13 protein-coding genes are annotated in these 12,114 nt (G+C 55.3%); 7 read left to right on the plus strand and 6 right to left on the minus strand.

Going from position 1 to position 12,114, the window contains the following annotated elements; translation table 11 throughout:
* The first annotated feature begins 2 nt into the window (after positions 1 to 2).
* Positions 3 to 851 (plus strand): prephenate dehydratase, encoded by an 849-nt coding sequence (gene pheA, locus NTE_RS14565; protein WP_148701674.1) that lies wholly within the window; start codon positions 3 to 5, stop codon positions 849 to 851.
* Position 852: 1 nt separating this feature from the next.
* Here pheA and NTE_RS14570 read toward each other — a convergent pair whose 3' ends face one another.
* The 3 genes from NTE_RS14570 to NTE_RS14580 are packed head-to-tail and all read right to left on the minus strand — an operon-like array spanning position 853 to position 3,656.
* Positions 853 to 1,302, minus strand: coding sequence for a p24 family protein (locus NTE_RS14570; RefSeq protein ID WP_148701675.1), 450 nt, complete (start codon positions 1,300 to 1,302; stop codon positions 853 to 855).
* A 3-nt stretch (positions 1,303 to 1,305) separates the two neighbouring features.
* Positions 1,306 to 2,739 carry an IMP dehydrogenase gene (guaB, locus tag NTE_RS14575; RefSeq protein ID WP_148701676.1) on the minus strand — a complete coding sequence of 478 codons (1,434 nt, stop codon included), beginning with the start codon at positions 2,737 to 2,739 and terminating at the stop codon, positions 1,306 to 1,308.
* A gap of 50 nt (positions 2,740 to 2,789) precedes the next feature.
* Positions 2,790 to 3,656, minus strand: a complete 867-nt coding sequence (locus NTE_RS14580; RefSeq protein WP_148701677.1) for a dihydropteroate synthase — start codon at positions 3,654 to 3,656, stop codon at positions 2,790 to 2,792.
* An 81-nt stretch (positions 3,657 to 3,737) separates the two neighbouring features.
* On the opposite strand from NTE_RS14580, the gene NTE_RS14585 reads away from it, so the two are divergent.
* Positions 3,738 to 4,103, plus strand: coding sequence for a DUF6659 family protein (locus tag NTE_RS14585; RefSeq protein WP_148701678.1), 366 nt, complete (start codon positions 3,738 to 3,740; stop codon positions 4,101 to 4,103).
* Here the strand turns inward: NTE_RS14585 and NTE_RS14590 are convergent.
* Both NTE_RS14590 and NTE_RS14595 read right to left on the minus strand, forming a co-directional pair.
* Positions 4,087 to 5,127, minus strand: coding sequence for a zinc-binding dehydrogenase (locus tag NTE_RS14590; protein ID WP_148701679.1), 1,041 nt, complete (start codon positions 5,125 to 5,127; stop codon positions 4,087 to 4,089). The genes NTE_RS14585 and NTE_RS14590 overlap by 17 nt on opposite strands.
* Positions 5,124 to 7,484, minus strand: a complete 2,361-nt coding sequence (locus NTE_RS14595; protein ID WP_148701680.1) for a valine--tRNA ligase — start codon at positions 7,482 to 7,484, stop codon at positions 5,124 to 5,126. The genes NTE_RS14590 and NTE_RS14595 overlap by 4 nt, the downstream gene beginning before the upstream one ends.
* A 106-nt stretch (positions 7,485 to 7,590) precedes the next feature.
* On the opposite strand from NTE_RS14595, the gene NTE_RS14600 reads away from it, so the two are divergent.
* The 5 genes from NTE_RS14600 to NTE_RS14615 all read left to right on the plus strand — a co-directional run bounded on the left by NTE_RS14600 (position 7,591) and on the right by NTE_RS14615 (position 11,774).
* On the plus strand, positions 7,591 to 8,298 hold the full coding sequence (locus NTE_RS14600; protein ID WP_226987047.1) for a 6-hydroxymethylpterin diphosphokinase MptE-like protein: 708 nt from the start codon (positions 7,591 to 7,593) through the stop codon (positions 8,296 to 8,298).
* A gap of 9 nt (positions 8,299 to 8,307) precedes the next feature.
* Positions 8,308 to 8,472: a hypothetical protein gene (locus tag NTE_RS16810; RefSeq protein ID WP_158385631.1), complete on the plus strand. Its 165-nt coding sequence runs from the start codon at positions 8,308 to 8,310 to the stop codon at positions 8,470 to 8,472.
* Between the two features lie 43 nt (positions 8,473 to 8,515).
* The gene (locus NTE_RS14605; RefSeq protein WP_148701682.1) at positions 8,516 to 9,172 is read left to right on the plus strand and encodes a hypothetical protein; all 657 of its coding nucleotides are present in this window, start codon (positions 8,516 to 8,518) and stop codon (positions 9,170 to 9,172) included.
* A 25-nt stretch (positions 9,173 to 9,197) separates the two neighbouring features.
* On the plus strand, positions 9,198 to 10,730 hold the full coding sequence (guaA, locus tag NTE_RS14610) for a glutamine-hydrolyzing GMP synthase (protein ID WP_148702199.1): 1,533 nt from the start codon (positions 9,198 to 9,200) through the stop codon (positions 10,728 to 10,730).
* A 159-nt stretch (positions 10,731 to 10,889) separates the two neighbouring features.
* Positions 10,890 to 11,774, plus strand: a complete 885-nt coding sequence (locus NTE_RS14615; RefSeq protein ID WP_158385633.1) for a class I SAM-dependent methyltransferase — start codon at positions 10,890 to 10,892, stop codon at positions 11,772 to 11,774.
* A 55-nt stretch (positions 11,775 to 11,829) separates the two neighbouring features.
* On the opposite strand, the gene NTE_RS14620 is transcribed toward NTE_RS14615, so the two are convergent.
* A complete protein-coding gene (locus tag NTE_RS14620; RefSeq protein ID WP_148701684.1) occupies positions 11,830 to 12,093 on the minus strand; it encodes a C2H2-type zinc finger protein in 264 nt (87 codons plus the stop codon).
* Positions 12,094 to 12,114 lie beyond the last annotated feature (21 nt).

The raw sequence follows: 12,114 nt of genomic DNA on the forward strand, positions 1-12,114 counted from the left end.
TAATGCCAAGCGTCGCCTTTCAGGGAGAGCGCGGGGCATTTAGTGAGATGGCCGCGCTACAGTATTTCTCCAAGGGCGCTACGCTTGTCCCTTGCAAGTCCTTTGCAGACGCTTTTTCCGAAGCTGAAAAGAAAAAGGTCGACTATGCAGTCATACCGGTTGAAAATTCCATAGAGGGAAGCGTGCCTGAAGTGTATGATTTGCTGATGCAGACCCCGCTAAAGGCAACGGGCGAGGTCTACCACAGGGTGCACCACTGCCTGATTGCCGGAAAAGGCGTCAAGATCAAAGATGTCAGACACGCCTACTCGCACCCGCAGGCGCTGGGCCAGTGCCGGCAGTACCTGCAAAAGAAAAGGATAGAGCCCGTGCCGGCGTACGACACTGCCGGCTCTGTCAAGATGGTAAAGGAGCAGGGCGCCAAGGACGCGGCGGCAATAGCAAGCAGGCGCGCGGCAGAGCTGTACGGCATGGAGATACTGGACGAAGGCATCGAGGACAGAAAGAGCAACTATACCCGCTTTTTGGTGCTTGCGCTGTCAGATAATGATGACAAGAGAGCCAGGAAAAACAACGAGCAACAACAGCAGCAGTACAAGACGTCCATCATATTTTCAGTAAAGCACGTGCCGGGCGCGCTCTTTGGAATCCTCGGCGAGTTTGCGATAAGGAACCTGAATCTTACGAAAATAGAGTCGCGGCCGACAAAAGAAACCCCGTGGGAGTACAACTTTTACGTCGACTTTGAGGGGCACGCAAACGATACGGCGGTAAAGCAGGTGCTAAAGGCGGTAAAGAGCAAGACGTCGTACCTGAAGATCATCGGCTCGTACAGAAAAGCCGAATTCTAGTTTAGCGTCCCCGGAAGCGCAGGCTCAAGCCTATTACTATGATGCCGGTCACGACCAGCATGAGCGAGCCGGAAAACTCCAGCGGGCTGGACTTGGTCTGAGCCGTGCCGGTTATCTGCACGTCTTGATTTCCCGTGTTCTGTATTGCTATCCGGTACTCGCCGGCCTTGGAAGCGGTGAGCTCGTACGTAAAGTTGGAAAGGTCCTTCTGCGAAGTTACTATGCTTCCGTCAGGGTCCTTTACTTGAATGTCAAACGTAGAACCTTTTACCTGCATCAATGCGGTGTTGCCTACGTTCATGTCCGGCGACAGCTCGTCTGCAAGGCCCGGCTTGACCGTGCCATCAAGGGACACTGCGACTGCCGTGTTTGCATAGATGCTTGCGGCAATGCCGATGACAATAAAGGCCGCGCCGGCGCCAAGCATCGCGATAAACGTCTTGGCAGCCATCCATTACATCACGTCGACGTCGTGGGGCTGGCTCTCGATAAAGCCGGCGCCGGTTATCCTAACAAACTCGGCGTTTCTTTGCATCTCTGGAATGGACTTGGCGCCGCAGTAGCTTAGGCCGGAGCGCAGGCCGCCAGCAAGCTGGCGCACGATCTCGACGACGCTTCCCTTGTACGGCACCATCGCCTCGACTCCCTCCGGGACATAGTCGTTGAGGTCGTCAGAATCCACGACCTCCGGGCCCTCCTGGCGGTACTTGCGGCCAAGCGACGCCATGTAGGACGCCATGCCGCGGTACATCTTGTACTTTTTGCCGTTTTTGACAAGCGTCTTGCCGGGGCTCTCGTCGGTGCCTCCAAACATGCTCCCTATCATGGCAGACGATGCGCCAGCCGCCAGCGCCTTTGTGAGGTCGCCGGACGTGCGGATGCCGCCGTCAGATATGACTGGAATGTCAAATTCCTTTGCAGCCTTGACTGCGTCAATGACCGCAGTGAGTTGCGGAACGCCCGACCCTGTCACGACCCTCGTGATGCATATCGAGCCAGAGCCGACTCCGACCTTGACTGCGTCGACTCCTGCCTTTATCAGGTCGCGGGCGCCGTCGCCTGTCGCCACGTTGCCTGCAATGAGGTCGCAGCTTGGAAAAGCCTTCTTTATCATGTGCACGGTGTTGAGCGCGTTCTCGCTGTGGCCGTGCGCAATGTCTACCACTATGGTGTCAGCGCCTGCCTCAAGCAGCGCCTCCGTGCGCTCTAGGTAGTCGCCCTTTACCCCTACCGCCGCGCCGACAAGGAGCCGGCCCTTTCTATCCTTTGCAGCGTGCGGGTACTCGTCCATCTTCAAAATGTCCTTGCTTGTTATCAGGCCGGCAATCCTGCCCTTGTCGTCTACCAGCGGCAGTTTCTCTATGCGGTGCTTGTGCAGGATCTCTTTTGCCTGCTCTATGGTGGTGCCGGCCTTGGCAGTTATGACCTGCCGGGTCATGAGCTCTGACACCTTGCGCTTCATGTTTTTCTCAAACGTGATGTCGCGCCTTGTGATGATGCCGGCAAGTTTCCCCCCGTCTTCTACAAGGAGCCCGGAGACCCCGTACTCGGCCATGTGCTTGTACAGCTCTGCCACGGTAGTGTTTGCCTTTACGGTGTACGGCTGCTCTATCACCACCGACTCTGACCTCTTCACCTTCAATACCTCGTCTACCTGATCCTCAATCGTCATGAAGCGGTGGATGATCCCGATGCCTCCCTCACGGGCAAGCGCTATTGCCATGTGGGACTCGGTCACCGTGTCCATGTTGGCCGAAATGAGCGGTATGTTGAGGCTGATGTTGCGCGACAGCTTTGTCCTCAGGTCCGTCTGCGACCTTGAAACTATAGGCGAGCGTTTAGGAACGAGAAGAACGTCGTCAAACGTCAGACCTTCTCTAAAATCCAAGTAATCCCTTGATGTCTAGTCGCCTAGAAGCATTATAAGCGTTACCGGCTCTAGCGCCGGAGGAGCTCCAGCATGGTCAGCGCCTGCACGGTCTCTTTCACGCTGTGCGTCCTCACCAAGCTTGCGCCGTTTATTGCCGCAACCACCTCGCACGCGATAGAGGGGGCCATCCTTTCCTCTGCTTTTGGCAGGTTGAGAAGGTGGCCTATGAACGACTTTCTTGAAACGGATACGCAGACTGGCGCAAGCGCGGCAAGCCTGTGCAGGCTCGACAACACTTCGAGGTCGCGGGCGTACCACTGCATTTTGTCGCCGTCGGCTATTTTCGTGAAAAAGGGGTTCCTGCCCTCGGCACGGAAAAAGCCTATCGACGGGTCGACTATAATCATCTCTTTTCGGATACCTGCCTTTTTTGCCATAGCGATGCTTTCCTTCAATGCCCGGACCGTGCCTGCAACCCTGCCTGAGGCAGGCGTCCTGCTGTAGGCCCCGATTATCACGGGCAGGCCGGCCCTGGCGGCGACCTGCGCCATCCTCCGGTCGTACTGCAGCCCCGTGACGTCGTTTATCGCGTCTGCGCCAAGCTTTACCGCGGCCTCGGCAACCTCTGCTCGTGGCGTGTCGACTGAAATCGGCAGGCTGCACGCGGACTTGGCCGCCTCCATGGCGGTTTTCAGCCGCCGTACCTCTTCTTCGGCAGGGATTATGGTGTCGAGGTACGGCGCGGTCGACATTGCCCCGATGTCGATGACGTGCGCACCGGCGTCCTGCATTTCCCTTGCAGTCTGCGCAACCTCGTTAAAGCCGGTCCTGACAGAGCCCGAAAAGAACGACTCGGGGCTTGCGTTGATTATCCCCATCACCTTGACGTGGTTTTTGCTGCCGCCGACCTCCACTCTGCCAATTTTTACCGCCAATACGATTCCTTTTGCGCATCACTGTGCTTAAAAAGCTGTGGCAAAAATTTCAAAAACAAGCTTGACTATGTACGTACTGTCATGGATTTTGCAAAGATTTGCGATCAGGTATTTGCACTTGACGACGACATCAGGTACGCCGGCGTTATTGACGACATGGGCGCGCTCGTGGCCGGCGGCATGAGAAAGGGCATCGACTCTTTGACAGACCAGTCAAACGAAGAGCTTTATCTTGCGCAGACGGCGCTCCGCAAGTCCATGAGGCACAGGTTTGACAACACCCTTGGAAGGGCGCGCTTTGCGTATGTCGAGCGGGACAGGGTCTCCATCCTGACGTTCTACATGGACGGCCACACGCTTGTCGTGACGCTAGAGCCCAACCTTGACTCTCACACGGCGATGGACATTGCCAAGGACACGCTTGACCTTCTCAACGGCGGCAGTTGAGCAGGATCTTGCCAGCGTGCAGGCCCTTTTCCATCCTGTCCTGCGCCTGCCCCGCCTCCTTTAACGGAAACACGGAATCGATGACAGGCTTGATCTTCTTTGCCTGCACGAGCCTTAGCAGTTCTACAAGCTGCGCCTTTGTCCCCAATAGTGCGCCCGTCATCGCTACCTGCTTGCTGTAAAACATCCGTACGGGGACCGTCGCGTCGTTTCCGGACGTCATGCCGCAGACTGCCATCCTGCCACCCGGCATTAGAGATGCAATGCTTGTCTGCCAGGTCGCCGCGCCCACGTGGTCGATGACAATGTCCACTCCTTTGCCACCAAGCCTGGCAAATACCTCGCCGGCGATGTCCTTTGTCTCGCTTCTGTCGATGACGTGGTGGGCGCCAAGCTTTTTGCCAAATTTCGCTTTTTCAGGCCCCGCCGCTGTCGTGATGATTGTCGAGACGCCCATCGCGCGGGCAAGCTGGATAGTGGCCATGCCGACCCCGCTTGCCGCGCCGTACACAAGGAGCGATTTTCCCTTTTTCGCACTGTTTGCAGACAGCATGTTCCACGCCGTAAGATACGAGACTGCAAGCGTCGCCGCGGTCTTCAAATCTATTTTCATCTTGCCAAGCCGGACGACGTTTCGTGCCGGCACCGCCACCTGCGCTGCATACCCGCCGTTATAGTCGCTTGTCCCGCCAATGATTGCAAACTGGCTGCAGAGGTTTTCCCGCCCTGCTTTGCAGTGCGTGCATTTTCCGCAGCTGGCGCCGGGGTACACCATGACGCGCTCGCCGGCATCAAAACCGGCCGCGCTTTTCTTTACGGCGCCTACAATGTCGCAGCCGCATATGTGCGGCAGCCGGATCTTTTTGCCGGTTATCCCCATCCTCGTCCAGATGTCGAGATGATTCACGCCGCAATACTCTACATCGATTACGACCTGCCCCTTTGCCGGCTCGGGTTCCGGGAAATCCTCATACCTCAACATGTCCACCGGCCCGTGCTGGTAAAAGGGCACCGCCTTCATCATTTTGAGATCAGGTTGTGCATCGATACGAGGTCGGCTGCAAACGGCTCTAGTTCTTCTGGCACTGCAATTTCAATCGGGTCCTTGAGCGACATCGGCTTGCCTGTCCCTTTTGATATTGTCTCTTTCTTTTTGTTCCATACCTGCGAGTTAAAGTCAGTTATCGCTTTGGTGTATTTTGCAAATTCCAGGTCCTGCTCTTCGATAACAGAAGGCAGCTGCTGGTGGTGTATGCTACTTTTTTCCAGATACATCTTGACCCACAGCTCCTCGGAAATGAACGGAGTCATTGGCGCAAGCAAGAGCAGGATCGTAGAAAACACCTTGTGAAGTGTATAGAGCGCCGAGGCGTGGCCCTGCTGGCTTGGGTCGTACGCCCTTCCCTTCACCATCTCGATATAGTGGGCGGCAAAGACGTTCCACGTAAAGTCGCGGATCGCATTTGCAGGCACGAAAAAGTTGTATTCGTCATAGCCGCGCCTGCATTCCTGTACGAGCTTGGCAAGCTCGGCAAGTATCCACCTGTCAGATGCTTCTAAATTCGCCGGCTTGTCCTTTACCACGTCAAACGAAGAGAGGAACCTGCCCACGTTCCACAGCTTTGACAGGAACTTTTGCGAGCTGGCTATGCGCTGCTCCGAGCAGCGAAAGTCGTAGCCGAGGTTGGCCTCGCTTGCCGACCAGAACCGGAATGTGTCTGCGCCGTACTGCTGGATTATCGGGAACGGGTCGATGACGTTGCCCTTGCTCTTGCTCATTTTTTCTCCCTTTTCGTCGACGCCGTAACCCATTATCCACGCGTCGGTCCAGGGCATCTTGCCCGTCAGCTGCACGCAGCGCAGCATCGTGTAGTGGAGCCACGTCCTTATGATGTCCTTGGCCTGCGGCCGGACGGCCGTCGGGTACGCATAATTAAACAGCTTTTGATCGTTGTTGAATTTTGTCACGTAGAGCGGGCTTATCGACGAGTCCATCCACGTGTCAAACGTCCTGTCTTCGCCCGTGAATTCCGCGTGGCCGCATTTTGGGCACTTTTCAAAGGGCGGGCTCTCCTTCCAGGGGCGATAGTATCTTCCCGGCTCTGGCAGGAGCGGCGCCTTGCAAGAGTTGCAGTACCATATTGGTATCTCGGTGCCGTAAAAGCGCCTGCGGGACACCGGCCAGTCGATTGCCACAGAGTCAAGCCAGTTGAGCAGGATCTGCCGGTGCATCTCGGGGTGGAATTTCAACTGCATCGCCAGTTCGCGCAGCTGCGGCACATATTCAAGCTGCTTGACGTAATAATCGTGCAACGGGATTATCTCTATAGGGGTCTTGCTTCGCTCACAGAGGGGCGTCCTGTGCATGATGCTTTCTTCCTTTTCCACAAGGTTTGCAGCCTTTAGGTCTTCAATCACCTTGGTGCGCGCCTGGTTGACGCGAAGGCCGGCGTACGCGCCTGCCGCTTCTGTCGTTACGCCGTTTTCGTTGAGCGCCACTATCTCCTTCAATCCCAGTTCCCGGAACACCTGCACGTCGTTCTGGTCGCCATAGCTGCACACCATCACGGCGCCAGAGCCAAACTCTGGTTTTGCAGAGTGGTGCGTCTTTATAGGCACCTCCCTGTTGAACAAGGGCAGGACGACGCTCTTGCCCTGATAGTCAAGGTAGCGCTCGTCCTCCGGGTTTACAATCACTGCCTGGCACGCAAAGAGGAGCTCCGGCCTTGTCGACGCGATTACAATCGAATCGCCAGAGCCTGCGACCTGAAACTTCATGTGCACGAGTTTTGTCGGCAGGTCGTCGTAGATTATCTCGGCGTCTGCAATCGTTGTGCCGCAGTCGGGGCAATAGTTGTTGGGCCTGTTTGCCAGGTACACGAGCCCGCGCTTCCACAGCTCAATAAAGGTGGCCTGCGTAAGCGCACGGTATTCGTCAGAGTCGGTGCGGTAGTAACGTGCAAAGTCGCCGGAAAGCCCCATGTTCTTCATTATCTGGAGCATCTCTGCTTCGAGGTCGTCAAGCGCGCCCTTGCACAGGTCGAGGAACTTTTGACGGTCCATCTGGCGCATTCGCACCTTGTACTTTTTCTCGGTGTAGATTTCCACCGGCAGGCCGTTTCGGTCAATGCCTATTGGAAACAGCACGTTCTTGCCGGACATCCTTGCAGTCCGGGCTATCATGTCTATCTGGGCGTAGTGAGCGGCGGCGCCAATGTGCCACGGCTTGCCCGACGGGTACGGGGGCGGCGTGTCAATGACAAACGCCGGTTTATTTGAACTCGTTATCTCAAAGCGGTACGTGTTCTCGTCCTGCCACTTTTTCAGTATCGCGCTTTCAATCTCGTGGTTCCACGACTTGGTCTCTATCTTGGGTTCCATCTTGGTTGGCCGGCCTGCCTAGTGGTGGCGCCCGATGCCGTTATTAACGTTAAGGCGGAGTTGGCTAGAAAAAGATATTAATATTAACGTCTGCGCAACCCATTCCGTGAAATTCGTCGACTGGTTCCCGTATTACCAAGGAATCCGCGCAGAGTTTGGCTACAGCACAGAGAAGGACCAGGAGGCGGCCAGGATGCTTTCTGGCATGATAAAGAGGAAAGCCCTTGAGCCCAAGGTCTTGCAGAAAAAGATTGCCGGCAAGAGCGTGCTTGTCCTTGGCGCGGGGCCAAGCCTGGCAGAAAACATCAAGATAATCAAAAAGAACAAGGCTTTTGTGAAAATCGCTGCCGACGGCGCGGTGCAGGAGCTCTTGGAGAACAAGATAAAGCCGGACATCGTGGTGACGGACCTTGACGGCGATTCTGCTTTGCTGCAAAAGGCGGCCAAGTCGGGCGCGGTGATGGTCGTGCACGCCCACGGCGACAATACCGACATGCTGAAAAAGCTGGTGCCCAAGTTCAAGAAGGTCCTTGGCACGACGCAGGTGATGCCAGTTGAAAACGTCTACAACTTTGGCGGGTTTACGGACGGCGACAGGTGCGTCTTTATGGCAGAAGAGTTTGGCGCAAAGAAAATAGTGATGATGGGCATGGACTTTGGCGGTACAAGCGCGTACAAGGACGTCAAGGACCCGGAGCTCAAAAAGCGCAAGATGCAGGCCGGAAAGCGCCTGCTAGAGACGCTTGCCAAGCAGTCGCGCTCGCAGCTGTTCCACGCCTCCAAAAAGCCGGTCAAGGGCTTTTCGCCATACTAATAACAAGGCATGGTCAGCCAGAAAAAGGCAATAGGCATCCTAGGCATAGTCTTTGCCGTTGCAGGAGGCGCCGCGTGGTTCTACGGCCAGCACATCCCGGCAGCGATATTGTGGGGCGCCGCCGTCCTGATAGTGATGAAGCTGAACAAACGGCAGCAGCAGAAAAGGCGGTAAGGCTATTATACCATTTAAGATCAAGAGGGCTTGCTACTACAATATGTCCGGCTATTCCGAAGATGACGTGAGGCGTGCAGCCGAGCTCCGAGAGTGGGTCATGAAGCAGATTTCAGACAAGCAGGAGGAGCTGGAAAGGCTTCGGGCCACGCTTGCCATCATTGACAGCGTTTTAAAGCAGGGCAGTTTCAGGGCCGCAGCGACAATGGCGCCATCATCGTCGACAGCGGCGGCAAGCGAGCCGGCCAGGCAGACGACGGCACCGGCAAAGCAAGCGGCGACTATGGCTGCGCCACCACCGCCACGGCAGCAGGCAACAGCAGCAGGCTTTGACCCGGGCAAGGAAGTCAGGCCGCTAAAGAGGGCCAAGGACGACTTGCTCCTTGCAAACGCGGAGGTCACCGCCAACTCGATAACCATAGTGCCGGCACCCGGAATTGACCTGAGCGTCAACACGCCCCCGTTCCGTTCGTTCTTCCTTGGCAGGATACTTGACGGCATGAAGGGCAAGGACGCCGAGAAGGCGGCGCAGGGCGCGATTTCCGAGTCCGGCGCCATGAGCTACAAGGTCGACGAAGACTCAGGAGGCGCGATAAAGAAGATAACGATAACAAACTACCGCGACAAGGAGCGCATGACAGAGATATTCAACACTGCCGCCTGGGTGTTTACAAGGATGCTGGAAAAAGCTGGACGCTGACAACATGGAAGACAATAACAACAAAATGGACAAGATAGTCGTTCTCGACTTTGGCTCGCAGTACAGTCACCTGATATGCAGGAGGATAAGGGAGGCCAACGTGTATTGCGAACTCGTGCCGTACAACACGCCGGCAAAGGCGCTGAAGGAGATGGACCCAAAGGGCATCATATTTTCCGGCGGGCCGGCAAGCGTATACGCCAAGGGCGCGCCCAAGCCGGACAGGCAGATATTTGCAATGGGCAAGCCCATACTTGGCATCTGCTACGGCCACCAGGTGCTTGTCGACAACTTTGGAGGCAAAGTGAAAAAGGCTGCAAGCAGGGAATACGGGCGCGCAGGGCTAAAGATAGACGACGATTCTGACCTTTTCAAGAATTTGGATACCAGCATAAACTGCTGGATGAGCCACGGCGACGCGGCGGAAAAGGTGCCGGAAGGGTTCAAGGTGATAGGCCACACGGAAAACTCGCAGTCTGCTGCAATTGGCAGCCGCGAGAGGAAAATGTACGGCATCCAGTTCCACCCGGAGGTGGTGCACACCGAGCGGGGCATGCAGATCCTAAAGAACTTTGCGCAGGAGATAAGCGGCGCAAAACCCGAGTGGGACATGCAGAGCTTTATCGACACCACCGTCAAGGAGATAAGGGAGCAGGTGGGTGAAAAGCGCGTGCTTGCCGCGGTGAGCGGCGGTATTGATTCAACGACGGTTGCGGCGCTCATGCACAGGGCGATTGGGAAGCAGTTGTCGTGCGTGTTTATCAACCACGGCCTTCTCAGACAGGACGAGGAAAAGGAGGTCGTCAGGCTGTTCAAGGAGCACCTTGGCATCGATCTTATTTATGTCAACGCTGAAAAGCGCTTTCTGTCAAGGCTGAAAGGCGTCAGCGACCCGGAGAAAAAGCGCAAGATAATCGGCGACCAGTTTGCGAAGGAGTTTGTCGCGGTTGCAAAAAAGCACGGGCCTTTCCAGTGGCTTGCGCAGGGGACGCTGTACCCGGACGTGATTGAAAGCGGCGTGTCAAAGGGCCCGGCGGCCGTGATAAAGACGCACCACAACGTCGGCGGCCTGCCAAAGTGGCTGAAGCTGCAGGTAATAGAGCCGCTGCGCTTTCTGTACAAGGACGAAGTGAGGAAGGTTGCAAAGCTGCTTGAGGTGCCCGACGAACTGCTAAAGAGGCACCCGTTCCCCGGTCCGGGCCTTGCGGTGAGGATAATCGGCGCAATAACCCCTGAAAAGACAAGGATTGCCAAACACGCAAGCAAGCTAGTCGAAGACGAGCTAAAGGCGGCAGGCTACTATGACAAGGTGTGGCAGGCTTATGCGGCAGTTGGCGACGACAGGGCTGTGGGCGTCCTTGGCGACGAGCGGGTGTACGGCCACATAGTCATGGTGCGCGTAGTCGAGTCGATTGACGCCATGACTGCCGACTGGACCCGCCTGCCGTACGACGTGATAGAGCGCATCAGCAACAGGATCACAAATGAGGTAGAGGGCGCGACATGGGTCACGTACGCAGTGTCAAGCAAGCCGCCGGCGACGATAGAGCCGCAGTAAAAATAGGGACTTTACTTTTCATGCCCAAAAACCTGACGCTTTTGCAAAGGCCAAAGCTGATGGTACATGTACAAAAGTAATGACGAGGAAGCTCGTTTAATAATAGCTCTGCTTTTGTTGGCTTTTTTCCTCGATATTCAGCGCGCATTTTTTTATACTATGATGCCATCCCTACACTTCATGAGTGGCGCGTTTGACTCGCAAAAGTTCAAGTCAGCGCAACGTCAGGGGTGGGATGGCGCTGCAGAGGGCTGGAAAAAGTGGTGGAAGACCATTGAAGAAAGTGCACAGGTGGTATCTGACAGACTAGTCGAACTTTCGAGAATTCAGAAAGGTAATCACGTACTGGACATCGCAACAGGCATAGGAGAGCCTGCCGTCACTATCGCAAGAAAGGTCGGTTCCGGAGGGAAGGTAACTGCAATCGATCTTTCCACGGCGATGCTTGCCATTGCAAGAGAAAGGGCAAAGGAACTTGGGCTGACAAACATCATAGAATTTGAAGAGGGCGATGCGGAATCCTTCCGCCTTCCTCCTCAGAGGTTCGATGCTATTGTTTCCAGATTCGGACTGATGTTTCTGCCCGACCTTCCTAATGCACTGAAGACCATGAAAGAAGCGCTTGTCCAGGATGGGCGAATAGCTGCGGCAGTCTGGTCAACCCCACAGAGAGTCCCTGCTTTCCTTCTGCCCCTGGAAATAGTGATGAAGGAGACTGGCACTCCGCCTCCGCCTCCGGGCACGCCAGGGCCTTTCAGCCTGGCAGATATGAACCGTCTCCGTGAAATATTTGGGCAGGAAGGGTTTCAGGACATCCGCACAGAGAGCAATACAATGAATTTCAAGCTGCCCTCCCCCGAGAAGTACGTGGATTTCGTCCGAAGTACAGCCGCCCCGCTTACGGCCATGATGGCAGGATTGCCCCCTGCAAGACAGCAGGAGATCTGGAATAAAGTAGCAGACGCTTCAAGGAAATACTCCGACCCTGGTAACGGGAGCGTCAATTTTACAAATGAAGTGATATTCGTGTCGGCCAAACGGTAACCTGGCGCTTTAAAAGTAGATGCAACATCTTCAAGAAGAAGAAACGGTGGTGCGCCTATTGTTGTCTTGATTTCTTTCGCTTCTTCTTGCTTTCTTCATCGGTTCCAAGTAGATGTGATATGAAAAACGCTGCGCGGCTGTTAGTGGGATTTAGGAAAGTTGGATAGTCGACATTATTGGGATCGGCATAGCCGGCTTCTTTCCATGCCCTTTCTTTATGGAACCTTTGATGTTTTCTCAGGTGCTCCTTAGAAGGTAATTCTGTCCCACATTCTTTGCACTTGAATGTCTTTTCCTTCACCACCACTACTGCTGCCACTTCCCTACGGAAAAGATAGTA

The sequence above is a fragment of the Candidatus Nitrososphaera evergladensis SR1 genome (assembly GCF_000730285.1).
GTDB classification, from domain to species: domain Archaea; phylum Thermoproteota; class Nitrososphaeria; order Nitrososphaerales; family Nitrososphaeraceae; genus Nitrososphaera; species Nitrososphaera evergladensis.

What these genes read in the sequence shown, in the direction of transcription:
- pheA (WP_148701674.1), top strand. Translation starts at nt 3, where the DNA reads ATGCCAAGCGTCGCCTTTCAGGGAGAGCGCGGGGCATTTAGTGAGATG.
- NTE_RS14570 (WP_148701675.1), bottom strand. Translation starts at nt 1,302, where the DNA reads ATGGCTGCCAAGACGTTTATCGCGATGCTTGGCGCCGGCGCGGCCTTT.
- NTE_RS14585 (WP_148701678.1), top strand. Translation starts at nt 3,738, where the DNA reads ATGGATTTTGCAAAGATTTGCGATCAGGTATTTGCACTTGACGACGAC.
- NTE_RS14590 (WP_148701679.1), bottom strand. Translation starts at nt 5,127, where the DNA reads ATGATGAAGGCGGTGCCCTTTTACCAGCACGGGCCGGTGGACATGTTG.
- NTE_RS14595 (WP_148701680.1), bottom strand. Translation starts at nt 7,484, where the DNA reads ATGGAACCCAAGATAGAGACCAAGTCGTGGAACCACGAGATTGAAAGC.
- NTE_RS16810 (WP_158385631.1), top strand. Translation starts at nt 8,308, where the DNA reads ATGGTCAGCCAGAAAAAGGCAATAGGCATCCTAGGCATAGTCTTTGCC.
- NTE_RS14605 (WP_148701682.1), top strand. Translation starts at nt 8,516, where the DNA reads ATGTCCGGCTATTCCGAAGATGACGTGAGGCGTGCAGCCGAGCTCCGA.
- guaA (WP_148702199.1), top strand. Translation starts at nt 9,198, where the DNA reads ATGGACAAGATAGTCGTTCTCGACTTTGGCTCGCAGTACAGTCACCTG.
- NTE_RS14615 (WP_158385633.1), top strand. Translation starts at nt 10,890, where the DNA reads ATGATGCCATCCCTACACTTCATGAGTGGCGCGTTTGACTCGCAAAAG.